Origin of the sequence: Streptomyces sp. NPDC057616 (genome assembly GCF_042800575.1) — a bacterium.
Classification (GTDB): Bacteria; Actinomycetota; Actinomycetes; order Streptomycetales; family Streptomycetaceae; genus Streptomyces.
This window is the reverse complement of sequence record NZ_JBHVGU010000007.1, coordinates 227,988-249,248: the sequence shown is the minus strand read 5'-3', so window position 1 is coordinate 249,248 and position 21,261 is coordinate 227,988. Positions and strand designations below refer to the sequence as shown.

22 protein-coding genes and 1 pseudogene are annotated in these 21,261 nt (G+C 72.7%); 12 read left to right on the top strand and 11 right to left on the bottom strand.

What is annotated here, in order from left to right; all coding sequences use genetic code 11:
• The first annotated feature begins 25 nt into the window (after positions 1–25).
• A complete protein-coding gene (locus ACFU97_RS11430) occupies positions 26–784 on the top strand; it encodes an IclR family transcriptional regulator (protein ID WP_384254045.1) in 759 nt (252 codons plus the stop codon).
• Positions 785–898: 114 nt separating this feature from the next.
• Positions 899–2,095, top strand: a complete 1,197-nt coding sequence (locus ACFU97_RS11425) for a PP2C family protein-serine/threonine phosphatase (protein WP_384254042.1) — start codon at positions 899–901, stop codon at positions 2,093–2,095.
• Positions 2,096–2,133: 38 nt separating this feature from the next.
• On the opposite strand, the gene ACFU97_RS11420 is transcribed toward ACFU97_RS11425, so the two are convergent.
• From ACFU97_RS11420 to ACFU97_RS11410, 3 genes are all read right to left on the bottom strand, one after another.
• Positions 2,134–3,261, bottom strand: coding sequence for a Gfo/Idh/MocA family protein (locus ACFU97_RS11420; RefSeq protein WP_384254040.1), 1,128 nt, complete (start codon positions 3,259–3,261; stop codon positions 2,134–2,136).
• The gene (locus ACFU97_RS11415) at positions 3,231–3,941 is read right to left on the bottom strand and encodes a ThuA domain-containing protein (RefSeq protein WP_384254037.1); all 711 of its coding nucleotides are present in this window, start codon (positions 3,939–3,941) and stop codon (positions 3,231–3,233) included. The genes ACFU97_RS11420 and ACFU97_RS11415 overlap by 31 nt, the downstream gene beginning before the upstream one ends.
• Positions 3,942–4,069: 128 nt before the next feature.
• Positions 4,070–4,921, bottom strand: a complete 852-nt coding sequence (locus ACFU97_RS11410; RefSeq protein ID WP_384254035.1) for a class I SAM-dependent methyltransferase — start codon at positions 4,919–4,921, stop codon at positions 4,070–4,072.
• A gap of 75 nt (positions 4,922–4,996) precedes the next feature.
• Here ACFU97_RS11410 and ACFU97_RS11405 point away from each other — a divergent pair, with 75 nt between their 5' ends.
• Complete coding sequence (locus tag ACFU97_RS11405) at positions 4,997–5,512, top strand: helix-turn-helix domain-containing protein (RefSeq protein ID WP_384254032.1); 516 nt, start codon at positions 4,997–4,999, stop codon at positions 5,510–5,512.
• Here ACFU97_RS11405 and ACFU97_RS11400 read toward each other — a convergent pair.
• Positions 5,457–6,293 carry a dienelactone hydrolase family protein gene (locus ACFU97_RS11400; RefSeq protein ID WP_384254030.1) on the bottom strand — a complete coding sequence of 279 codons (837 nt, stop codon included), beginning with the start codon at positions 6,291–6,293 and terminating at the stop codon, positions 5,457–5,459. The genes ACFU97_RS11405 and ACFU97_RS11400 overlap by 56 nt on opposite strands.
• A 4-nt stretch (positions 6,294–6,297) precedes the next feature.
• On the bottom strand, positions 6,298–6,696 hold the full coding sequence (locus ACFU97_RS11395; RefSeq protein WP_384254028.1) for a winged helix-turn-helix transcriptional regulator: 399 nt from the start codon (positions 6,694–6,696) through the stop codon (positions 6,298–6,300).
• Between the two features lie 154 nt (positions 6,697–6,850).
• Here ACFU97_RS11395 and ACFU97_RS11390 point away from each other — a divergent pair, with 154 nt between their 5' ends.
• Positions 6,851–7,696: an SDR family oxidoreductase gene (locus tag ACFU97_RS11390; protein ID WP_384254025.1), complete on the top strand. Its 846-nt coding sequence runs from the start codon at positions 6,851–6,853 to the stop codon at positions 7,694–7,696.
• 134 nt (positions 7,697–7,830) lie between these two features.
• Here ACFU97_RS11390 and ACFU97_RS11385 read toward each other — a convergent pair whose 3' ends face one another.
• Positions 7,831–8,964 carry a S1 family peptidase gene (locus ACFU97_RS11385; protein ID WP_384254152.1) on the bottom strand — a complete coding sequence of 378 codons (1,134 nt, stop codon included), beginning with the start codon at positions 8,962–8,964 and terminating at the stop codon, positions 7,831–7,833.
• Positions 8,965–9,437: 473 nt separating this feature from the next.
• On the opposite strand from ACFU97_RS11385, the gene ACFU97_RS11380 reads away from it, so the two are divergent.
• Positions 9,438–10,613, top strand: coding sequence for a hypothetical protein (locus tag ACFU97_RS11380; protein WP_384254023.1), 1,176 nt, complete (start codon positions 9,438–9,440; stop codon positions 10,611–10,613).
• A 39-nt stretch (positions 10,614–10,652) separates the two neighbouring features.
• Here the strand turns inward: ACFU97_RS11380 and ACFU97_RS11375 are convergent.
• Both ACFU97_RS11375 and ACFU97_RS11370 read right to left on the bottom strand, forming a co-directional pair.
• A pseudogene (locus ACFU97_RS11375) lies at positions 10,653–11,012 on the bottom strand (transposase); the annotation flags it as partial.
• A gap of 37 nt (positions 11,013–11,049) precedes the next feature.
• Positions 11,050–11,445: a VOC family protein gene (locus ACFU97_RS11370; protein ID WP_384254020.1), complete on the bottom strand. Its 396-nt coding sequence runs from the start codon at positions 11,443–11,445 to the stop codon at positions 11,050–11,052.
• A gap of 698 nt (positions 11,446–12,143) precedes the next feature.
• On the opposite strand from ACFU97_RS11370, the gene ACFU97_RS11365 reads away from it, so the two are divergent.
• The 7 genes from ACFU97_RS11365 (at position 12,144) to ACFU97_RS11335 (ending at position 18,781) form a co-directional block, all read left to right on the top strand.
• The gene (locus tag ACFU97_RS11365) at positions 12,144–13,259 is read left to right on the top strand and encodes a Gfo/Idh/MocA family protein (protein ID WP_384254018.1); all 1,116 of its coding nucleotides are present in this window, start codon (positions 12,144–12,146) and stop codon (positions 13,257–13,259) included.
• A complete protein-coding gene (locus tag ACFU97_RS11360) occupies positions 13,256–14,194 on the top strand; it encodes a PmoA family protein (RefSeq protein WP_384254015.1) in 939 nt (312 codons plus the stop codon). The genes ACFU97_RS11365 and ACFU97_RS11360 overlap by 4 nt, the downstream gene beginning before the upstream one ends.
• Positions 14,188–14,949, top strand: coding sequence for a cupin (locus ACFU97_RS11355; protein WP_384254013.1), 762 nt, complete (start codon positions 14,188–14,190; stop codon positions 14,947–14,949). Before ACFU97_RS11360 ends, ACFU97_RS11355 begins: the two co-directional genes overlap by 7 nt.
• A 97-nt stretch (positions 14,950–15,046) precedes the next feature.
• On the top strand, positions 15,047–16,330 hold the full coding sequence (locus ACFU97_RS11350) for an ABC transporter substrate-binding protein (RefSeq protein ID WP_384254011.1): 1,284 nt from the start codon (positions 15,047–15,049) through the stop codon (positions 16,328–16,330).
• Entirely contained in the window at positions 16,327–17,271 is a 945-nt protein-coding gene (locus ACFU97_RS11345) for a carbohydrate ABC transporter permease (protein ID WP_384254009.1), read from the top strand. Before ACFU97_RS11350 ends, ACFU97_RS11345 begins: the two co-directional genes overlap by 4 nt.
• Positions 17,268–18,137 (top strand): carbohydrate ABC transporter permease, encoded by an 870-nt coding sequence (locus ACFU97_RS11340; RefSeq protein ID WP_384254007.1) that lies wholly within the window; start codon positions 17,268–17,270, stop codon positions 18,135–18,137. The genes ACFU97_RS11345 and ACFU97_RS11340 overlap by 4 nt, the downstream gene beginning before the upstream one ends.
• 5 nt (positions 18,138–18,142) lie before the next feature.
• Positions 18,143–18,781 carry a hypothetical protein gene (locus ACFU97_RS11335; protein WP_384254005.1) on the top strand — a complete coding sequence of 213 codons (639 nt, stop codon included), beginning with the start codon at positions 18,143–18,145 and terminating at the stop codon, positions 18,779–18,781.
• Positions 18,782–19,154: 373 nt separating this feature from the next.
• On the opposite strand, the gene ACFU97_RS11330 is transcribed toward ACFU97_RS11335, so the two are convergent.
• From ACFU97_RS11330 to ACFU97_RS11320, 3 genes are read right to left on the bottom strand one after another with little or no spacing between them, the layout of a single operon-like run.
• The gene (locus ACFU97_RS11330) at positions 19,155–19,580 is read right to left on the bottom strand and encodes a VOC family protein (protein ID WP_384254003.1); all 426 of its coding nucleotides are present in this window, start codon (positions 19,578–19,580) and stop codon (positions 19,155–19,157) included.
• A 59-nt stretch (positions 19,581–19,639) separates the two neighbouring features.
• Complete coding sequence (locus tag ACFU97_RS11325) at positions 19,640–20,494, bottom strand: helix-turn-helix domain-containing protein (RefSeq protein ID WP_384254001.1); 855 nt, start codon at positions 20,492–20,494, stop codon at positions 19,640–19,642.
• Between the two features lie 33 nt (positions 20,495–20,527).
• Positions 20,528–21,211: a class I SAM-dependent methyltransferase gene (locus ACFU97_RS11320; RefSeq protein ID WP_384253998.1), complete on the bottom strand. Its 684-nt coding sequence runs from the start codon at positions 21,209–21,211 to the stop codon at positions 20,528–20,530.
• Positions 21,212–21,261 lie beyond the last annotated feature (50 nt).

Here is a 21,261-nt window from a genome sequence, read left to right as displayed (position 1 = left end):
CGGGTGCCTGCCGCACGCTTGAGGCATGGGTGCGGACGACGGCCCCACGCTGATCACGTCCGTCCAGCGGGCCTTCCGGCTGCTGGAGGCGGTGAGCGCGCACGAGAACGGCGCGCCGGCGAAATTGCTGGCACGTGAGACGGGTCTGCCCCTGGCCACGGCCTACCACCTGCTGCGGACCCTGGTCCACGACGGATACCTGCGCAAGCTGGGCGACGGCGGGTTCGTCCTCGGGGACCGCATCCAGACGCTGCAGGCCACGGGCCGTGGCCAGGCCCTGCTCAGCCGGGTCCGCCCCACGCTGGCCGCGCTGCGGGACGAGCTCGGGGCCGCCGCGTACCTCACCTTCTACGAGGACGGCGAGATCCGGGTCGCGGAGATCGTCGACAGCGCCCGGGCACCCCGCGTCGACCTCTGGGTGGGCTTCGAGGACGCGGGGCACGCCACCGCCCTCGGCAAGTCCGTCCTGCGGGAACTGGACGAGGGCGCGCGCATGGACTACCTCTCGCGGCACCAGCTCGCCGACCTCACCCCGCGGACGATCACCAGCCTGCCCGAGCTGCTGCGGCGCCTGGACTCCGCGCCCGGGGCCCCGGCCGTCACCGACCTGGAGGAGTACTCCCTGGGCACGGTCTGCGTGGCCGTCCCCGTCTACAGCGGGGAGACGCTCGGCTCCCTCGGCGTCTCGCTGCCGGTGGAGCGGCTGCACCGGATGCCGGACGTCCGGGAGCGGCTGATCCCGATCGCGAACCGTGTGACCAGGGGGCTGTCGCTCACTATCTGAAAATCCACTTCTTGTGAGAGCCCAGGGCGAGGCCGTTTCCTGGAGGAAACAGGCATTTCGGTAGCGTGCCCCCAGCCCTTGTGGGCCCACACAGAAGAGGACAGCGAAAGACACATGAGCCAGGCCCGCCAGCGTCACGACGGCCGCCGGCCCATATGGTCGCGCGGGTACCGAGCCGCCGGTCGGGGGGCCTCCGCCCGCCGCCGCGCCATCGCCCAGCTGACGGCGACGGCGCCCATCCTGCCCGTCCTCATCGTCACCGTGGTCGTCCTCGTCGACCTGGTCGGCGGATCGGGCGCGTGCTGGCTGCCGCTGCTCGCGGCGGGGCCCGCCCTGGCCGCCACCACCAACGGGCCGCGCGGTGTCCTGTGCGTCGGACTGCTCGCCGTGGTCCTGTGCGCGGCCCTCGGCACCTGGGACGGCAGGCCGCACCAGGCGCTCACGGCCGTGCTGTCCGCGCTGGTGGCCGTGACGCTGGCGAGCGCCCTGGCCAGCAGGCTGCGGGCCGGCCGCGAACGGGTGCTGGCGGCCGTGCGCTCGGTCGCGGAGACCGCCCAGCACGCCCTGCTCAAGCCCGTGCCGCAGACCGTGGGCCCCTTCCAGGTCGCCGTCCGCTACAGCGCGGCGGCGGCCGAGGCCCGGATCGGCGGCGACCTGTACGCGCTGATCCCCACGCCGTACGGGGTGCGGATGATCGTCGGCGACGTGCGGGGCAAGGGGCTGCCGGCCGTGGGCACCGCCGCGCTCGTACTCGGTGTCTTCCGCGAGGCCGCCTGGGACGAGCCCGATCTCCTCGCCGTCGTCGAGCGGATCGAGCGGAGCCTCGCGCGCAACCTCGGCAGCGACGACTTCGTCACCGCCGTGGTCGCCGGTCACCCCGAGCGGGGGCGGCTGGAGATGGTCAACTGCGGGCACGCGCCGCCGCTGCTGGTGGGCGCGTCCGGAGAAGTCGAGGCCGTCGAGCCCACGCGGCCGGCCCCACCCCTCGGGCTGCGCGCCCTCACCGACCACGCTCCGGGCCTGCAGGTGCTGCCCTTCGCCGACGGGGACCAGCTGCTGCTCTACACGGACGGGGTCACCGAGGCCCGCGACGGCGGCCGCGAGTTCTATCCACTCGACGAGGGACTGGCCCGCCATGTCTGCGACGACCCGTCCCGCACGCTCGACGCGCTCCACGACGAACTCCTCGACCACGTGGGCGGCCGCCTCCACGACGACGCGGCCCTCCTCCTGATCCGCATGCCCACCCCCTCCGGACCGACACCGACGACAGGACCGGGAGGCAGGGACGTGGCGACGGAGGCGGTGTGAGGGGCGTCCTTGCGCGGGCTGTCGGCTCGTCGGTGTGGTCAGGGGGCCGCGGTTCCGCGCTTTTCTCTCCACTGCTCGGCGGGAGTGAGCGGGACCGGGGCAGGCGGCGAGGGTGTCGTCGTCAGGTCGATGCGGCGGCCCTCGGACGACGAGCGCAGCAGGGCGGTCATCGTCTCCAGGACGTGCAGGGCGAGATCGCCGCTCGCCCGGGGCGCCCGTGTCCCCGACGCGTCGGCGGCGATGAAGTCGAGCAGGCCGACACCCCGCGCCCCCTCGGCGTATCCCGCAGAAGGCGCCAGCGTGCGCCACTGCGTGCCGCCGAGTTCGTAGCGCCGGACCTCGCCGTCGAACCAGTTCGGATCCGGCACCGAGAGGGTCCCCGTCTCGCCGTGGACCTCGATCGGCGCCGCCGTGGTGGCGACGCCGTCGAAACTCGTGGTGATCGTCGTCAGGGCCCCGCTCACATGCTCCAGCACACCGGAGACATGGCTGTCCACCAGCACCGGTATCCGCTCACCCGCGCGCGGGCCGGTACCGACGACCCGCTCGTCCCGCAGCCGGCTCGACGCTCCGGTCACCGACCGCACCGGACCCAGCAGATGCACCAGCGAGGCCAGGTAGTACGGCCCCATGTCGAACAGGGGGCCGCCGCCGGGGACGTAGTAGAAGTCCGGCTGGGGATGCCAGCGCTCGTGCCCCGGCGTCACCATCACCGCCGTGGCGAACAGCGGCCGCCCGATCGCCCCCGCCTCCACGGCCGCCCGCGCCGTCTGGATCCCGGTGCCGAGGACGGTGTCCGGCGCGCACCCCACCCCGACGCCCGCCTTCGCCGCCGCTTCCAGCACGGCACGCGCATCGTCGAGCGTCACGGCCAGCGGCTTCTCCCCGTAGACGTGCTTCCCGCGGGCGACGGCACCGAGGGCGATCTCGGCGTGCGCGGCCGGGACGGTGAGGTTCAGCACCGTGTCCACGTCCGGGCTGCTCAGCAGCTCCTCGACGGTCATCGCCGCGGCGCCGGGCAGTTCACCGGCGGCGGAGGCCGACCGCGTGGCGTCGAGATCGGCGACCGCGGTGACGCGTACGGCGGGATGGCCGGCCAGCGTGTCCAGGTACGCCCGCGAGATGACACCCAGTCCTACGACGCCGATGCGGTGCGCGTCGCCCACAGCATGCCCCTCTCGATGACCGTACGGACGTTGGGGTTCTCCAGGACGTCCAGGCTGTGCCCCGGAGTCGTCACCACGATCCGCCCGGCACCCCAGCGGCGCGTCCAGATCGCGGGAACGGTCACGGGCCGGTGCCACGGCTGCCACGGGTGGGCCGGGTGCGTGGTGGTGGCGAGGACGTCGATCAGCTCGTCGTGCAGCACCCAGTACTGCTCGGTGCACAGCTCGAAGTCCTCGATGCCCGCGGTGACGGGGTGCTCGCGGCCGCGTTCGGTGACGGCGACGACATGCGGCACGAAGTTGTCCTCCGCCTCGCCCCGCCTCTCGCACGGCTCCTTGCCCGGGTGGGTCGCGAACTGGCCGCCCACCAGGTGGAGATAGTCGGAGGAGGCGCGGAAGGAGTCGACGATGCCGCCGTGCCAGCCGGTGAACCCGGTACCGGCCTCGACCGCCGAGGCCAGCCCCGACAACTGCCCGGCGGTGATCTCCGACATCGAGACGCACTGCACCACGAGGTCCGTGCCGGCCATCTCGGCGGCGTCGGCGTAGACCTCGGTCGACTCCTCGATCCGTACGGTGAAACCGTTCTTGTCGAGGAAGGGCAGGAACAGCTCCGTCGCCTCGACCGGGCGGTGTCCCTCCCATCCGCCGCGGACGATCAGGGCCTTCTTGCGCGTCATCTTCTTCCTCACCCTGGACAACGGAGTCCTCACTATGCGCCCGTCTCCGGGGCCGGGGGAAGGCCTTGTGGATCAACGAAAAGTTTCGCGGCCGGGCCCTGTTCCCGGCCGTGGGCGACAAGGCTGCCTCAGGGTGCGGCCGAGCCGGCCGACGCCCTGGCGTCGACGACCCAGACGGCCGCCGTGAAGCGGACGTCGGCGCCGTGCACGAAGGTGTCGAACGCGGCGCGGACCGTGTCCACGACCTCGCGGCGCGGCCCCTCCTCCATGTCGCCCAGGACCTGGCTCAGCGGTCCCAGCCGGGTGAAGTAGTTCTCGAGTTCGGCCTCGGGCAGCACGCACTCCACGTCTGCCGGCCGGATGTCGATCCCGGACCAGCCGCTCTCCGCCAGGATGCGGCCGACCTTGTCCCGGTCCGCGAACGCGAACTGCCCCGGCTGCCCGGCGCTGCGGGGCGGGACGTCGACCAGCGGCGCGGCGGCGCGTTCGGCCGTCGTCATGAACGGGTTCTCCTCTGCGTCGCGCCAGACGACGAGCCGGAGCCGGGCGTCGTCCGTCGCGGCCCGCCGGAGATTCCCGAACGCCTCGACGGAGTCGCCGAAGAACATGACACCGAAGCGCGAGACGACGGCGTCGAAGACGGCCGGCTCGAACGGATGGTCCTGCGCGTCCGCGTGGATGAACGACGCCGGCACGCCCTCCCGCTCGGCGCGCTCGCCGGCCGCCGCGACCAGCGGTTCGGAGATGTCGACGCCGACGGAGTGCCCCGCCGGGCCGAGGCGTCTGGCGACGGCCAGGGTGACGCCGCCGGTGCCGCAGCCCACGTCGAGCACACGTCGGGGCTGCTCGGCGGGCACGGCTTCGGTGAGGTACGGCACGAGGTGCCGGAACATGCCGTCCAGCACCGGCTGCAGGTCGACCCAGGCATGCCCGCCCGGCCCGTTCCAGCGGTCGCCGTAGGTCCCAGGTGTGGCATCCATGATCGTCTCCTTCTCGTTGCGTCCGTCCGGCCGGGATGACACCGTGCCACTTCAAGTCGACTTGAGGTAAAGAGAATGACAGAGCTGGACATAGCCGACGTGGTGCAGCGCGCCGGGGTCCCCGCCTCGACCCTGCGCTTCTACGAGGAGAAGGGGCTGATCGCCGCGAGCGGCAGGCGGGGACTGCGCCGGCAGTACGACCCCGCCGTCCTGGACCGGCTGGCGCTGATCGCGCTGGGGCGCACCGCCGGGTTCTCGCTCGACGAGATCGCGCGCATGGTCGCGCCGGACGGGCGGCCGGCGCTCGACCGGGAGATGCTCGCGGCCAAGGCGCACGAGCTGGACCGGACGATCCGCGAACTCGGCGTCCTGCGCGACTCCCTGCGCCACGCCGCGGCCTGCCCCGCGCAGAGCCACGCGGAGTGCCCCACCTTCCGCGGCCTCCTCGCAGCGGCCTCCTCGAAAGGATCGCGTCCAGGGCGGTCGCGTGCACGGCAGTCGCGTCCACGGCAGCCGCCGGAGGGGGACCCGGCGGCTAACGGCCCTCGCCCGCCGACTCCGTCGAATGACCGCCGCGGGCAACGGACTTGAGGAGATGACGGCGGACGAAGTCACACCAGTGGTCCACGGCGCCGTCCTTGGTCTCGGTGTGCGGGCCGCTGTAGCCGATCAGCTCCTTGTCCGGTGATCCCAGTGCGTCGAAGAGGGCGAGCTGGCCGTCCCGGGGGAACACCTCGTCGTACCACTGCATGTGGAACAGGGCCGGGGCGGTGATCCGCGCGGCGTCCGCCGCCACGCGCTCCGGGACGTCCAACCCCCGGTGCATGTCCGTCGTTTGCCGTAGTCCGAACTTCCCGAGCACGACGCACCGCAGCCGCTCGCCCAGGGTTGCCGCCAGCGGAATGCCGAAGCGCGCCCCCATGGACATCCCCAGATAGGCGAGGCGGTCACCGTCCGCGAGCGCGGCGGCATGAAGTGCGTCCACCGCGGCCCGCCAGTCGTCCGTCATCCGGTCGAGTACGGCCTCGATCCCCGCCGCGGCGATCAGGGGCTGATACTCCGCCGCGGGCAACGGAGCGGGGACACGCTCGCCGTGATACGGCCCGTCGACGGCGAGCACGGCGCAGCCCGCCCGCGCGGCGAACCAGCGCCCCAGACGGCAGTTTCGCGCACTGCGCTTGTGGCCGCTGCCGCCGTGCCCCAGCAGGACCAGGGGAGGCGGCGACGAGGCGGCCGGCGCAGGCAGCCACACCGCGCCCGGAACCGTCCGGGCCCCCGACGCCAGGCGCAGCCGAAACGTGCGCTCCTCGCAACCACCCTCCCCGGAAGGGAGGTTGACCCACTCCATGGCCATGGCGCCGTCCGCGGACACGCGATCACACCGGGTCGGCGTCGTAGGTTTCCCGGGCCTGCTCGACCTCGTCGAGATGGGCCGTGGCCCATTCGGCAAGGTGCGCGAACAGCGGGGCGAGACTGCGGCCGAGCTCGCTGATCTCGTACTCCACCCGGGGAGGCACCTCCGGGTGATACGTGCGGACGACGAGACCGTCACGCTCCAACTGCCGCAGTCGCTGCGTGAGTACCTTCGGCGTGATCTTGGCGATGCGCCGCTCCAGCTCGACGAAGCGCTGCCGGCCGTAGGTGTGCAGGCTCCACAGGATCGGTGTGGTCCAGCGGCTGAAGACGATGTCCACGACCGGGCTGATCGGGCAGGCAAGCTCCGGATCGGCCGCGGCGGTTGCCGTCCGGGTCGTCCTCGCGTCGGCCATGCGCATCCCTCCGGGATAGCCACTTTCCTGTAGGTACCTACTATACCGGCGGTGTTAGCGTCCCCGAGGCGCCCGGACAACACGTCCAAGCGGTACCTCCCGCCCGCCCGGTCTTCACCGGGCACGGGTCAACCACGGCTCTAGAACTGGGGAGTTGTTCATGATCGTAGTGACGGGGGCGACGGGCAACGTGGGCCGATCGCTCGTGCAGAGCCTCGCGGTGGCGGGTGAGCAGGTGTCCGCGACGTCCCGCGGCATCTCGGCCGCCGACGTACCTCAAGGCGTACGCCACCACCGGGCGGACCTCACCGACCCGGAGACCCTGCGGCTCGCGTTCGACGGCGCCGATGCGCTGTTCCTCCAGAACGGCGGCCCCAGCGCCCACTTGCTCGACCCGCACGCCATCCTCGACGTCGCCAAGAGCGCCGGCATCACGCGCGTCGTGCTGCTGTCCTCCCAAGGGGCCGCGACCAGGCCCGAGTCCGCCTCCCACGGGGGCACGGCACGCGCCATCGAGGACGCCGTGACGCAGTCGGCGCCGGACTGGACGATCCTGCGTCCCGGCGGATTCGACTCCAACGCCTACGCCTGGGCCGAATCCGTCCGCACCCGTCGCGTCGTCGCCGCGCCCTTCGCCGACGTCGGCCTGCCCCTGATCCACCCGGCCGACATCGCCGAGGTCGCCGCCGCGACGCTGCGCGAGGGCGGCCACGGTGGCCGGATCCTCGAACTGACCGGCCCCGCCCTCGTCACACCCCGCCAAGCGGCCGCGGCGATCGGCGAAGCCCTCGGGGAGCCGGTCCGCTTCGCGGAGTTGACCCGCGCCGAGGCGCGGGCCCAGATGGTCCGGTTCATGCCGGGGCCCGTGGTCGACACGACCCTCGACATCCTCGGCGCACCGACCCCGGCGGAGCAGCGCATGAGCCCCGACGCCGAACAGCTCCTCGGCCGCGCGCCGCGCACGTTCGCCGACTGGGCGCACGCCAACGTGGGCGCCTTCCGCTAGGGGGCGGTGGCAGCTGGATGCGGCGGCGGCATCCTCGTGACGAACGGGCTTCGCCGGCCCTTGCCCGGCGAAGCCCGTTCACAGCGGATCACGGATCACGGATCGTCGATCGTGGATCAGGTGGATCAGGTGGATCAGGCAGTCTGCAGCGTCAGCCCGTAGCGGTTGAGGATCTCGTTGATGGGCTGGTACCAGGTCTCGCCGCCGGAGGTGCAGTTGCCCCAGCCGCCTGAGGTGACGCCCTGGGCCTGGTCGCCGCTGATGAACGAGCCGCCGGAGTCGCCGGGTTCGGCGCAGACGTTCGTCTTCGTCATCTCGTGGACCGCGCCCTGGCTGTAGTTGACCGTCTCGTTCTTGGCCAGGACGGTGCCGCAGTGCCAGTGCGAGGTGGAGCCGGAGCGGCAGATGGAGGCACCGACGGGCGCTTCGGCGGAGCCGCGGACGAGCTGGTCGGACACCGTGCCCCAGCCGAGCACGACCGGCACGGTCCACCATCCGCTGCCGACGTTCACCCAGGAGTAGTCGTTGTCCGGGAACGAGGAGCCCTGGAAGTTGCCGACGTACGAGTGGTCCCAGCCGTACACCGCGCCGGCGTGCTGGTCGCAGTGCCCGGCGGAGACGAACCCGCCGTACACCGAGAAGCCTATGGAGCAGCGGACGTTGCCGGTGTAGTAGGGGTCGCCGCCGACGGTGCCGGCCGCGAGGGTCCGGGGCGCCTTCGCGGTGTGCTCCACGGTGACGGGGCCGGCCTTGCGTGCCTTCGCGAGGAAGGTGCGGACATCGTTGTCATTGCGGTGTGCGGTGACGACGTCCACGACGACCTTGTTCGCCTTGGTGTCGACGTACCAGTTGCTGACGCCGGCGGGTGCGGACAGGGCGTCGATGCGGGCCTTCGCCGCGTCGAGCTGCCGCGCGCTGTGCTCGACGAGGCGTACGGCCGCTCCGGTCGCGCGTACGGCGCCGGTGTCCGCGCCGCGGGTGACGGCCACGGTCAGCGTGCCGCTCGCGGCGTCGAACCACGAGCCGCCGTAGGAGGATCCGGCGGCGTGCTTCGCCTTCCGCTCGACGGCCGTCGCCGTCTTCTCCGCCGCCAGACGTGCCTCGGCCTGGCTCTTCGTCAGGCCGAAGTCGTGCTGCATCGCGGACAGGAGCGAGGAGGAGGCGGGTGCTTCGGTGGACCGTGCGGGGGAGCCGGCGGCGGTGGCCGGCTGGGTGCTCGCGGTCGCCCAGGTGCCCAGCAGGAGGAGTGCGGGCAGGGCTGTGCGCATCGCTGTTGTGCGTCTCAAGGCAGTGGCCCCTTCGTTGTTCCAGCAAAGGTGGGGGTGGAACAGCAGAACGATGAGAGCGCTCTCAGCCGTGCGTGGCCGAGCATAGCGGGGGATCATGGACAGGTCCATGCCAATGCGACGGTCGGCGCGGGTTCCTCCGGGCGGCTCGCGCACCGGGGTGTTCTTGCGCGAGCCGGGGGACTGCGCGCGCGCCGGGGTAGCCGCACGCGCGCGCCAGGTGCCCTTCGCGTTCGCGGGGGGTTGCCCCTCATGTCCGCGGGAGTCGACGCATGCGTCCGCGGCAGTCATCGGCGGTGAGCACGCCTGGGCTCGGGCCCGAACGCGCCCCCCCGTGTGCCTCCGCCGTCTGCCCCCGGGCCTGCCCTCCCGGCCCTTCCCCGCGAGCCGCCAGGGGTGGAGGGTTCTGCTTCTCTGCCCTGGCGGACATGAAGCGGACATGAAGGAGAAGCGGCGTGCGCGCGCAGACACGGCCCGGCGCGGTCGAGGAGACCGGCGCCGCGCGGCAGCGGTCCGGAGCGGCGACCGCCCGTCCGCCCGTACGGGACCTGAGCCCCGCGGGCGTCCTGAACCTCCAGCGGACCGCCGGCAACGAAGCGGTGTCCCGGACGGTCCAGCGGCACCGGGACCCCGTCGCGACGGTGCAGCGGACCAGGACGGCCGACCCGGAGATCCAGCCCGTCGTCGACGCGGTGGAGGAGATGCTGAGGACCGCCCGGTCCTTGATCGCCACGGCCCAGGGGTTCGGGTTCCGGCTGCGGGGCAGGGAGAGCCAGCAGAAGCACTGCGACGAACTCGGCATGTCTCTGGACACCGCCGAGCACATGGTCTACGGGCAGTTCCGCGCCGACGGTCCGGCCGGCCGGACGACGAACCCGCGCACCACCGCGCTGAAGGCCCTGCTCGACGAGATCCAGCAGCGGCACATCGAGTACGTGGGCATCCTGCGCCGGTTCAACCTGCGTCCCGTCGGCGCCGACATCGGTCCCGAGGACACCGAGGGCCTGGCGCAGCTGTCGAACACCTGGTCGCGGGTGGTCGGCGGGCAGGGCATCAGGACCTCGTCGACCCCGCGGCCGTTCGGCGAGGACCGTACGCCCGCGGCGCTGCCGGGCTTCGAGGACCAGATGCTGTCCCACCACGCCCGGCTGCTCTCCCGGCAGCACGGCCGGGACCTCGTCGGCGGTCTGACCGCCGGGGTCGCGGGCGCCGGCGCGGCCATGGTGGGCGTGGTGCCTTTCCATCCCGAGCAGATCGAGTTCATGGGCGGCAACAGCGTGGTCGGCGCGGAGGCGGCCGTGGACACGCTCGACGGGCTCGCGTCCGCCCCCAACGCTCCCGGCAGGGGCAGCAGCAGCGTCGTCGCCGTGCCGCACGGCCTGCGGGACAGCGAGGGTGCGCACGAGGGCGAGGCCGTCTCGCCCGCCTTCCTGGTCTACGGGCACGAGCTGATCCACGCGCAGCACAACATGCACGGCATCAACATCCGGAACATCGGTGACGAGGAGGCGGCGACCGTCACCGGCAACCAGACCTCCACCGCCCTGCACGAGCAGCGGCAGGTGCCGGTCACCACCGAGGAGATGCTGCGCGACGAACACGGCCTGCCACGCCGCGGCGGTTACACGTAGCCCAGAGCCCCGTCGGCGTCACCGACCAGGGGCTATCTCGCGCAGGTGATCGCGGCTCACGCGGGAGGAGTACGCCCTGTCGGCCGGGACCAGGTCTGGCCTGGTGCGGGGCCGTCCCAAAGCGCGGGAACGCGCAAGCGGGCCATGACGTCCGTGAAGGCGGAAGCGTCGCCGGCCTGGACGGGCGTGACGATGAAAGCGAGGGGGCGGCACCGGTCGTCGGCCGCAAGGTGGATCCTCGTGGTCGGTCCGCGGCGGACCGGCCGATGGCGTGGTCGTCCGGCTCGCCGGCCGGGACCCCTGAGCGCGAGCCGCGGCCGCGTGCCGGTGAGCACGTACGACCGTGGAGTCCACGGACACACCCCGGCTGACGTCTTCGTCCGCGTCGACCCGAGCCACGCCCGAACCAACCACCGGCTCATCCAACCGATATGGCCTAGCCCTGCGGTGCAAGCGTGCGCAGAACGTCGAACTCGTTGCCCTCGGGGTCGGCCATGACCACCCAGCTTCGGTCCGGTCCCTGACCCACGTCCGTCTTGGTGGCGCCGAGTGCGAGCAACCTGCTCACCTCGTCCTCGGTGCTGCCGTCGATCGGGCTGACGTCGAGATGAAGCCGGTTCTTGACGGTCTTGCCCTCGGGTACGCGGATGAAGACCAAGGTGGGCGGCATCTGACCGGCCCGGACCGCCTCGACGGTGGGTACCCAGGAGCCGATCTCGACCTGGTCCTCGCTCCGGTCGATCACTTGGAAGTCCAGGACCTCGCACCAGAAGGCCGCGAGCCTCTCCGGATCGTGGCAGTCGACGACCAACTCGGTGAACCTGCTTGTCATGCTTCTCCCCGATAGTGCGGACGGGGCTCAGCGTAGGTCGCCCGCGCGACAGTTCCGAGATCTTTTCGACCAGAGACATCCAACGGGCTTGATCTGGAGGAAGCCGTCCAGCCCCATGGGTTGTTGGCCTGATCCCTGGGGTCGTGGGTCGTCGGCCTCCCTCTCGAGAGCCCGTCCGTCCGCCCCCGACGGACATCGGCCCGCGCCGCCGCCCCTGCCCCGGGAGCCGCTGCCCCCCCAGGCCGCCGCCGGCCACCGCCCCACCCCTCCGGAGGGCCGCCGCCGGGCAGGCCGCCGCCGGCCACCACCCACCCCCCAAGAGCCGCTGCCCCAGGTCGCCACCGGCCACCGCCCCACCCCTCCGGAGGGCCGCCGCCCGGCAGGCCGCCGCCGGCGACCACCCACCCCCCCCGGAGGGCTGCCGCCAGCCGCCGCCCCAACCCTCCGAACGGCAGCCACCCACCCCCCAGCACCGCAGCCACCCATCACCCCCGACGGCAGTCACTTCCCACCCCCGACGGCAATCCGTCCCCACCCCCGCCAGCCGCAACCCCCCACCCCCTCAACCCCCGCGACCTGCCCCTCCACAGTCCGAACTTCCTGCAGGGGGGTTGTCCTGACATGCGCCCGCACCTAGGGTCACTCCGAGTGCAAGCGCTTTCTGCTTGACTGTTCGTCGTATGTCCGAGGAGCGCCGTATGCCCCCACGCCCCCACCGTCGCTCAGTCGCCGTCGTCGGCACCGGCGCCATCGTCAGCGGGAGCCATCTGACCGCGCTGAGAGCCCACGCGGACCGCGTGGAACTGGTGGCCGCCGTCGATGTGGACGAAGGCCGGCTGGCGGCCTTCCGGGAGCTGGCGGGCGGCGAGGTCGCCGGGTACACGTCGATGGACGAGATGCTGGACGCCGTACGGCCCGACCTGGTGCTCATCGGCACGCCGCCGTCCCTGCACCGTGAGCAGACGATCGCCGCGCTCAAGTCCGGCGCCTGGGTGCTGTGCGAGAAGCCCCTGTGCCTCTCGCTCGCCGAGTACGACGAGATCGCCGCGGCCGAGGAGTCGTCCGGGGCCTACGCCGCGGTCGTCTTCCAGCACCGCTACGGCTCCGGCGCCGTCCACGCCCGCGAGCTGATCACCGGCGGCCGGGTCGGCGCCCCGCTGGTGGCACACTGCCAGACCACCTGGTACCGCGACGCCGCCTACTACGCCGTACCGTGGCGCGGGCGCTGGGCCACCGAGGGCGGCGGCCCGACCATGGGCCACGGCATCCACCAGTACGACCTGCTGCTGCACCTGCTCGGCCCGTGGGCCGAGGTGCGGGCCATGGCGGCGCGGCTGGTGCACGACACCGAGAGCGAGGACGTCTCGACGGCCCTCGTCCGGTTCGAGAACGGCGCCCTCGCCACCGTCGTCAACAGCGTGCTCTCCCCGGACGAGGTCAGCCGCATCCGCATCGACTGCGCCGACGCGACCATCGAGCTCACCCATCTGTACGGCCACACCAACGACGACTGGGTCTACACCCCCGCCCCGCACGTCCCCGCCGAGCAGGCCACGGCCTGGCGTACGCCCGCCGCGGACGTTCCCAGCTCGCACGCCGCCCAGCTCGGCGCGCTCCTCGACGCCTACGACGGCGGCGTACGGCCCCCGGGCAGCGGCCCGGACGCGCGTGCCACGCTGGAGTTCGCGGCCGCGCTCTACAAGTCGGCGTTCACCGGACGGCCCGTGCTCGCGGGCGAGATCGGCCCGGGGGACCCGTTCTACCCGGCCATGCACGGCGACCACCCCGACTGGGCCCCCAAGGAGCGCGCATGAGCATCCGCGTCACTCACGCGTACGGCGACCACATCGCGGTGGCGGCGCCGGACGGCACCGAGATCCTGCGCTACGTGTACCGTCCCGACCCCGACGCCTTCGAGTCGCGCAAGCCCTACGCCCACCCGCTGCGCACTCTCGGCGGGCGCACCGTGACCGGATACCGCCCGAGCGACCACCGCTGGCACAAGGGCCTGCAGATGACCGCGAGTCATCTCTCCGGCCAGAACTTCTGGGGTGGCAACTGCTACGTCCACGGCGAGGGGTATCTGCGGCTGCCCGAGCGCGTCGGCTCGATGCGGCACGACGGCTTCCCCGAGTTCACGGTCGAGGACGACCGGCTCGCCTTCACGGAGGCGCTGACCTGGGTCGAGAACGGCGGCGCGGAATGGGCCCGCGAGGTGCGCGGGATCGCCGTGCACTCCGTCGACGAGGAGGCCGGCGCCTGGGTCCTGGACTGGTCCATCGACCTCACCAACCTCCGTGACGTGCCGCTGGCCTTCGGCTCGCCCACCACCCACGGGCGGGAGCTGGCCGGCTACACGGGACTGCAGTGGCGCGGCCCCCGCGACTTCACCGGCGGCACCGCCTTCGGCCCCGACATCGACGGGGGAGCGGGCGCCGACGCGGGCAAGCTGATGGGCACCCAGAGCCCCTGGCTGGCCTTCACCACCGAGCACGACGACGTCGACGCGCACTCCACGCTCGTCTTCGCGCACGCGCCCGAGAACCTCGACGAGACGGCCGCGATCCACGCCTCGCACTGGTTCGTGCGCTCCGAGCCGATCCCGACGGTCGCCTTCTCCTGGGCGTTCTTCGAGGAGTTCGAGCTGCCGCCCGGCGCCTCCTTCGGCTACCGCTACCGGGTCGTCGTCGCCGACGGCGCCTGGGACCGCGACCGCGTCGGCACCCACCTGGAGGGCCTGCCGTGGTGAGCGACCCCGGCCCGGCCCTTCCGCACCCGCTGCCCGGCGCGATCGGCCTGTCCCACCTCAGCGCCTACGACTGGGAGGCCGCCGACGGCGTGTGCGGCGGCAGCCCGCATCTGCATCTGGTGTGCACGGAGGCGTACGTCGTCACCGGCGGCCGCGGGGCGGTGCAGACACTGAGCCCCGACGGCTACCGGGACATCCCGCTGGAGCCGGGCTCGGTCGCCTGGTTCACGCCCGGCACCGTGCACCGCATGGTGCAGGGCGGCGATCTGCGGATCACCGTGCTGATGCAGAACAACGGCCTGCCCGAGGCCGGTGACGCCGTCTTCACCTTCCCGCCCGAGGTGCTCGCCGACCCCGAGGCGTACGCGGCGGCCGCAACGCTCCCTCCCGGCACGGGAGTTGATGCGGAGAAGGCGGCGCGCCGCCGCAGGGACCTCGCGGTCGAGGGCTACCTCGCCCTGCGCGAGGCGCTGACGGCGGGGGACGGCGGACCGTACCGGGAGTTCCAGCGGGCCGCCGCCCGGCTGGTGCGCGACAAGGTGCCGCACTGGCGGGAGTTGTGGCGGGCCGGCGCGCTGGCCGCCGCCGCACGCACCGGTGCCCAGCTCGACGCGCTCGCGACGGGCGGTGACGACTATCTCGCCGACGCGACCGCGCACCGCACCGGACCCACCCGGCTGGGCGGCTTCGGCATGTGCGGCCGCCGTGACGAGTACGCGCTGCCCGGCACGACATTGCCGTACGAGGGCAAATAGCCTGTGACGCAAGGTAGTTGATGGGGCGTCAGGGGAGGCGTCCGGGGGGTTTCCGCCCGAGGAACGAAGACCGAGGAGAGGAAGAGGTGACCTCGGCATGCCCGGACACAGGACAAAGGGGTTCTGCGCGTCGGCCGCCGCACTCGCGCTCTGCGCGATGCTGGCCGGCTGCGGGGGATCCGGGGAGAGTGCCGGCGGCGGCAAGGCCGTGCTGCGCTACACGTGGTGGGGCAACCCCGACCGCGCGGCACGCACCGAGCAGGCCGTCGCCCTGTTCGAGAAACAGCACCCCGGCGTGCGGGTGCAGACGTCGTTCTCCGGCTACGACGCCTACAAGCAGAAGCTCGCCATCCAGGCCACCGGCGGCGACGCACCCGACGTGATGCAGCTCGACTACCGCCAGATCGACCAGTACGCCTCCGGGCACGTGCTCCTAGACCTCTCCAAGGTCTCCGGCGCGCTGCGCACCGGTGAGATCGACGCGGGGCTGCTGGCCACCGGCCGGGTGCGCGGCAAGCTGTACGCCGTCCCGCAGGGCCGCGGCACCGAGACCGCCGTCTACGACGTCGCCGCCTGGAAGGCGTCCGGGGTGCCCCTGCCGAAGCAGGGGTGGACCTGGAGCGAGTGGGCGGACGCCATGCGCACCCTCGCGAAGAGGACGGGCAAGCCCGGCGCCACCGACCCGGGCCAGAGCGAGGACGCCTTCGAGGTGTGGCTGCGCGGCCAGGGCAAGACGCTCTACACCGAGGACGGGGGCCTCGGGTTCACCGCCGCGGACCTCACCCGCTGGTGGACCTTCGCCGACCGGCTCCGCAAGGAGGGCGCGGTCTCCCCGGCCGAGCAGACCACCCAGCTCGACGGCACCGTGGAGAACACCCCGCTCGGGCGTGGCAAGGCGCTCAGCGACTTCAACTGGGACGCCCCGTCGAGCGGTTACCTCGCGATCGTCAAGGGCGGGGTCGCGCTGGGGCCGATGCCGTCCGGCGCGGACGGCACGCCCGGCCAGTACTTCAAGCCGTCGATGTTCCTCGGCATCGGCGCCCACACCTCCCACCCCAAGGAGTCCGCGGAGCTCGTCGACTTCCTCCTCAACGACCCGCGGGCGGCGAAGATCCTCGGCGCGACCCGAGGCATCCCCGTCAACGAGACCATCCGCAAGCAGACGGCCTCGCAGCTCACGGACTTCGACAGGACCGTCGCCGACTACCAGGACTCGCTCGAGGGGAACCTCAAGGACCCGCCGCAGGCTCCGCCCTCCGGCGACAACGCCCTGCAGACCACCTTCGCGCGCGACTACGACCAGGTGTCGTACGGGCGCATGTCGCCGCGCGAGGCGGCCGAGAACTACATCACCGAGGCGAAGGCGGAGCTGAGGTCATGACCACTACCGACATCCCCGCGTCCACCGCCCGGCCGCCCCGCTCCGCGGCCGTCCCCCGGCGGCGACCCCGGCCCGAACGGGAAGGCGCCGCCTGGGTGTTCCTCTCGCCCTGGGTGCTCGGCGCGATCGTCCTGACGCTGCTGCCGATGGCCGTCTCGCTGTATCTGTCCTTCACCGACTACGACTTGTTCAACGCGCCGCACTGGGTGGGCCTGCGCAACTACACGCAGATGTTCACCGAGGACCCGCGCTACTGGCGCTCGGTCGTGACGACCCTGACGTACGTCGTCATCGCCGTGCCCCTCCAACTCGCGCTCGCCCTCGGGGTCGCGCTCGCCCTGAAGACCATGAAGCGCGGCAAGGGCTTCTACCGCTCCGCCTTCTACGCGCCCTCCCTGCTCGGCGCCTCCATGTCCATCGCCCTCGTCTGGCGCGCGATCTTCAACGACGGCGGCACCGTGGACAACCTCCTCGGCACCGGCGGCTGGATCAACAGGCCGGGCTGGTCGCTGCCGGCCGTGGCGCTCCTGACGGTCTGGCAGTTCGGTGCGCCGATGGTCATCTTCCTCGCCGGCCTGCAGCAGATTCCGGCGGAGCTGTACGAGGCGGCGGCCGTCGACGGGGCGGGCAGATGGCGGCAGTTCGTCTCCATCACCGTGCCGATGCTGTCACCGGTGCTGTTCTTCAACCTCGTCCTGCAGACCATCCAGGCGTTCCAGGTGTTCACCCCCGCCTTCGCGGTCAGCGGCGGCAAGGGCGGCCCCGCCGACTCGACCCTCGTCTACACCCTCTACCTCTACGACCGCGGCTTCGTCGCCTCCCACATGGGCTACGCCTCCGCCATGGCCTGGGTGCTGCTGCTCGTCATCGGCGCCGTCACCGCGGTGCTGTTCCGCACCTCGCGCTCCTGGGTCTTCTACGCCTCCGAGGGGGAGCGATGACCACCACAGCCTCAACCTCCGTGCTGCGCAAGCCCGTTCGCCGGGGGCGCGTCGCCGTCCACATCGGCTGCCTGGCCGCGCTGCTGGTGATGCTCTATCCGCTGGCCTGGCTGCTGGCCACCTCGCTCAAGCCGGCCGACGAGGTCATCGCCAGCCTCGACCTGCTGCCCCGCCACCTGGAGTGGTCCAACTACACGACGGCTCTGGACGGCGTGAACGACGTGTCCGTCTGGCGGCTGCTCGGCAACTCGCTGCTGATCGCGGGCGGTGCGGTGGTCGGCAACGTCGTGAGCTGCTCGCTGGCCGCGTACGCCTTCGCACGGCTGCGGTTCCGCCTCCGCGGACCGATGTTCGCGTTCATGATCGCGACGATCATGCTGCCGCACCATGCGGTGCTGATACCGCAGTACATCATCTTCAACAAGCTCGGCCTGGTGAACACGTACTGGCCGCTGATCCTGCCGAAGTTCCTCGCCACGGAGGCGTTCTTCGTCTTCCTGATCGTGCAGTTCATGCGCGGGCTGCCGCGGGAGCTGGAGGAGGCGGCGCGGATCGACGGGTGCGGGCCGTTCCGCAGCTTCTTCCAGGTGATCCTGCCGCTGACGCGTCCCGCGCTGATCACCACGGCGATCTTCACCTTCATCTGGACCTGGAACGACTTCTTCACTCAGCTGATCTACCTCTTCGACCCGGACAAGTTCACGCTCACGCTCGCCCTGCGGTCGTTCGTGGACGCCTCCAGCCAGTCGGCCTTCGGCCCGATGTTCGCGATGTCGGTGATCGCGCTGCTGCCGATCGTGCTGTTCTTCCTCGCCTTCCAGCGGTTCCTGGTGGAGGGCATGGCGAGCTCCGGACTGAAGGGATGAGCACCATGAGCCGAGCGCGCCCGGCACAGACCCGGGAGCCGGGCGAGATCTTCGGCCCGCGCATGACCCTGTTCGCCGACGTGCTGGGCGTCGGCCTCGCCACGACGGTGGCCTGCCTTCCCCTGCTGACCGCACCGGCCGCCCTGTCGACGGCCTGCGCGGTCCTGCGCGCGGCCGGGGAGGACCAACCGGCCACCACGGGCCGCTACTTCGCCCTCCTCCGGCAGCGGCTGCGGCGGGGTGACCTGCCGGCGGGAGCCCTGGCCCTGGCGGGCGCGCTGCTGCTCGCCGCCGACCTGGCGCTGGCGGGGGCGGGGCTGCCCGGAGCCCCCCTCTTCGCCGCGGCCGCCGCGGCGATCGGCGCCTGCGCCACGGTGACCGCCCTGCGGGCGTGCGCCCGCCCCGCATCCCTGACGAACTGGCGAACGGCGCTGCACGAGGCGGCACACGACGCAGCACGGGACCTCGGCGGCAGCGCCCTGATCCTCCTGGCCGTCGTCACGGCCGCACTCTGCGCCTGGATGCTCGTCCCCCTCGCCTTCCTGACTCCTGGCCCCCTGGCCCTGGCACTGACGGCGGTCGACGTACGGCGGGCGGGTGTACGTGGAAGGGGGCCGAGGGAGGCCGGGGTGCCGGGCGGCTGACGCCGGGGTGTCGAGCGGGTGATCCCGGCCGGGCGACCGGAACCGAGCGCGGCGGTCGGCCGGCAGGGTGACCGTGTCTGTCCGCCGCTCTGCGAGCGTGCGCGCGTCTCGTGCGTCGGCCACGGCGGAGTACGCCCGTCCGGCCGAGCGGAGCTGTGGTCGGCAGGTGCCGTCCGGGCCCGCGGCGCGAGCCGGGAGCGCAGGCCCGGACCGCCAAGTTGCTCGCGCCCGCGCCTCCCCGGCGCCCAAGAGCGTGCGCCTGAACGCCGACCGCGGTGACTCACGTCCCGGGGCGCCCCCATCGCCGCGGCGCGCGGGAAGCCGGACCCGTCGGCGCCAGCCGTGAACGTGGACCCGCCTCACCCTGCGGCGCTCACCGTGGTTCGCCCGCGTACGTGCCGAAGTACCAGCGGTTGCCCTCCGGGTCCCGGGCTGCGAAGTCTCGGGAGCTGTAGTCGGTGACGTGGAGGTCGGTGGTGATGTCGGCGCCCGCCTCCTTGGCGCGGGCGTGGACGGCGTCCGGGTCGGCGGTGACGACGTAGGCGCTGAACGCACCCGGCGGCGTCGGACCGGTCAAGGCCTCCGCCTCCTCGCGTACGGAGCCCAGCATGACGCCGCCGCCCTCGGGCCAGCTGAGCTGGGCGTGGTCGACCCGGTCCCCTTCGCCGTAGACCACCGTCTCCTCGAAGCCGAAGGCGTCGACGAGGAAGCGGATCAGGGCGCGGGCGTCATGGGCGCGGAAGGTGGGCCAGACCTGCGGGGCGGGCGGCTGCTGGGCGGGGTCGGGCGTGGTGGTCATGGTGATGAGCCTCCGTGTCGCGGGCGGCTGCCCGGTGCGGCCGGTTGTTCGCACCAGCTTCACGTGGGCGGATGGTGCCCGGATTGGATGTTTCGGAACTCCTGCGCCAGCCAGTCGCTGGGCGTGCACGCGGCCAGCGCACCGAACTCGCGGTCCAGGTGCGACTGGTCCGCGTAGCCGCAGTCGGCGGCGAGCGTCGCGAGGTCGAGGGCGCCGGGGCGGCCCGCCAGGCGGCGCCGGGCCAGGTCGAAGCGGATGACCCGCGCGGCCGCCTTCGGCGTGAGACCGATCTCCGCGCGGAAGCGGTTGCGCAGATGCCGCTCGCTGACCGCGGCCTCGGCGGCGAGCCGGTCGACGCGCAGGCGCCCGCCGGCCGACAGCAGCCGCTGCCACGCTCCGGCGACCGGTGCGGCCGAGGCCGCCCGTACGCCGTCGTGGCGGATCATGCGGCGCAGCAGCCAGTCGTCGACGGCGGCGAAGCGGGCGGCCCAGCAGGACGCCTCGCGCAGCCGGTCGTGGACCTCCCGCAGGTCCGCGCCCAGCACGTCGTCCGCTTGGACGTCCGTACCGGCCAGCTCGCCCGCCGGCAGCCCCAGCAGCACCCGCGCGCCGAGCGGGCTGATCGCGACCTGGATGCCGGACTGCCGCCCGGGCATCTCGATCAGCGCGGGCGTGAGGTGCAGACCGCCGAGCAGGGTCGGGTAGTCGCCGGGCGCGTCGCGAGGGTCGGGGTGGGCGGCGATGCTCAGCGGCTCGTCGAGGGTGATGATCAGGGTCAGCCACGGGGACGGCAGCCCCCGGTGCCGGGCGGGCGGCACACCGCGCTGGCGGTAGCCGGAGTACCAGCCGACCAGCCCCCGCAGAGGCGGCGCGGGCGCCGCCCGCACCGCCTCGTCCACGAGGTCGCCTGCCATACGGCCATTGTCCCGCGCACCGGGCGGACGGCACTACGGCAGCGGCCGGGGCACCGGGGCACCGGCTTCCGGTGGTTCCGCGACGCCGATGATGTGCGCCGCCGTCGTCCGGACGCGGGCCGACCAGCCGAGCGCGGTCAGGTCGGCCGCGAGGGTGCGCCCGTCGTGGAACACCTTCACGATGCGGTGCCGGCTGCCGTCGCCGAGCCGCCGCACCGCCGTCGGCACGGCATGCCCGGCGAGGACGTCCTCGTACGCGGCACCGGGCGGCCCGTCGTCGACGAAGACCGCCCGGCCGCCCGGAGCGAGCGCGCCGGCGACGGCGTCCCAGAAGGCGGGCAACCGCCGCGGCGGGACGTGCGAGAGCCAGAAGGCGAAGAACACGGTGTCGTAGCGGCGCGGTGGCCGCCAGGAGAACAGGTCGGCCTCGACGAAGCGGACGGTGCGGGCGGTGGAGTCCGCGGTACGCGCGCGGGCCAGGGCCAGTACCTCGGGCGCCGCGTCGACGGCCGTCACCGTCTTCGCCCGCGCCGCGAGCAGCGGGGTCCACTGGCCCGTTCCGCAGGCCAGTTCCAGCACATGCCCGCCGACGGGCAGGTCGCGGACCGAGGTCAGCAGCCGCCGCAGCTCCGCGTACTCGGTGTAGGGCCGGTCGTACTCGCCCGCCCCCGCCCGGTAGTAGGCCAGCTGCTCCGCAAGGAGGGTGTCGTCGTCCATGCGGTCACGGTCGGCCTTGACCCTTGGGCAGGGTCAAGGCCCGCACCGCG

Excerpts from the sequence above, each read along its gene's own strand:
- ACFU97_RS11430 (WP_384254045.1), top strand. The coding sequence starts at position 26 with ATGGGTGCGGACGACGGCCCCACGCTGATCACGTCCGTCCAGCGGGCC.
- ACFU97_RS11425 (WP_384254042.1), top strand. The coding sequence starts at position 899 with ATGAGCCAGGCCCGCCAGCGTCACGACGGCCGCCGGCCCATATGGTCG.
- ACFU97_RS11415 (WP_384254037.1), bottom strand. The coding sequence starts at position 3,941 with ATGACGCGCAAGAAGGCCCTGATCGTCCGCGGCGGATGGGAGGGACAC.
- ACFU97_RS11410 (WP_384254035.1), bottom strand. The coding sequence starts at position 4,921 with ATGGATGCCACACCTGGGACCTACGGCGACCGCTGGAACGGGCCGGGC.
- ACFU97_RS11405 (WP_384254032.1), top strand. The coding sequence starts at position 4,997 with ATGACAGAGCTGGACATAGCCGACGTGGTGCAGCGCGCCGGGGTCCCC.
- ACFU97_RS11395 (WP_384254028.1), bottom strand. The coding sequence starts at position 6,696 with ATGCGCATGGCCGACGCGAGGACGACCCGGACGGCAACCGCCGCGGCC.
- ACFU97_RS11390 (WP_384254025.1), top strand. The coding sequence starts at position 6,851 with ATGATCGTAGTGACGGGGGCGACGGGCAACGTGGGCCGATCGCTCGTG.
- ACFU97_RS11385 (WP_384254152.1), bottom strand. The coding sequence starts at position 8,964 with ATGCGCACAGCCCTGCCCGCACTCCTCCTGCTGGGCACCTGGGCGACC.
- ACFU97_RS11370 (WP_384254020.1), bottom strand. The coding sequence starts at position 11,445 with ATGACAAGCAGGTTCACCGAGTTGGTCGTCGACTGCCACGATCCGGAG.
- ACFU97_RS11365 (WP_384254018.1), top strand. The coding sequence starts at position 12,144 with ATGCCCCCACGCCCCCACCGTCGCTCAGTCGCCGTCGTCGGCACCGGC.
- ACFU97_RS11360 (WP_384254015.1), top strand. The coding sequence starts at position 13,256 with ATGAGCATCCGCGTCACTCACGCGTACGGCGACCACATCGCGGTGGCG.
- ACFU97_RS11350 (WP_384254011.1), top strand. The coding sequence starts at position 15,047 with ATGCCCGGACACAGGACAAAGGGGTTCTGCGCGTCGGCCGCCGCACTC.
- ACFU97_RS11345 (WP_384254009.1), top strand. The coding sequence starts at position 16,327 with ATGACCACTACCGACATCCCCGCGTCCACCGCCCGGCCGCCCCGCTCC.
- ACFU97_RS11340 (WP_384254007.1), top strand. The coding sequence starts at position 17,268 with ATGACCACCACAGCCTCAACCTCCGTGCTGCGCAAGCCCGTTCGCCGG.
- ACFU97_RS11335 (WP_384254005.1), top strand. The coding sequence starts at position 18,143 with ATGAGCCGAGCGCGCCCGGCACAGACCCGGGAGCCGGGCGAGATCTTC.
- ACFU97_RS11330 (WP_384254003.1), bottom strand. The coding sequence starts at position 19,580 with ATGACCACCACGCCCGACCCCGCCCAGCAGCCGCCCGCCCCGCAGGTC.
- ACFU97_RS11325 (WP_384254001.1), bottom strand. The coding sequence starts at position 20,494 with ATGGCAGGCGACCTCGTGGACGAGGCGGTGCGGGCGGCGCCCGCGCCG.
- ACFU97_RS11320 (WP_384253998.1), bottom strand. The coding sequence starts at position 21,211 with ATGGACGACGACACCCTCCTTGCGGAGCAGCTGGCCTACTACCGGGCG.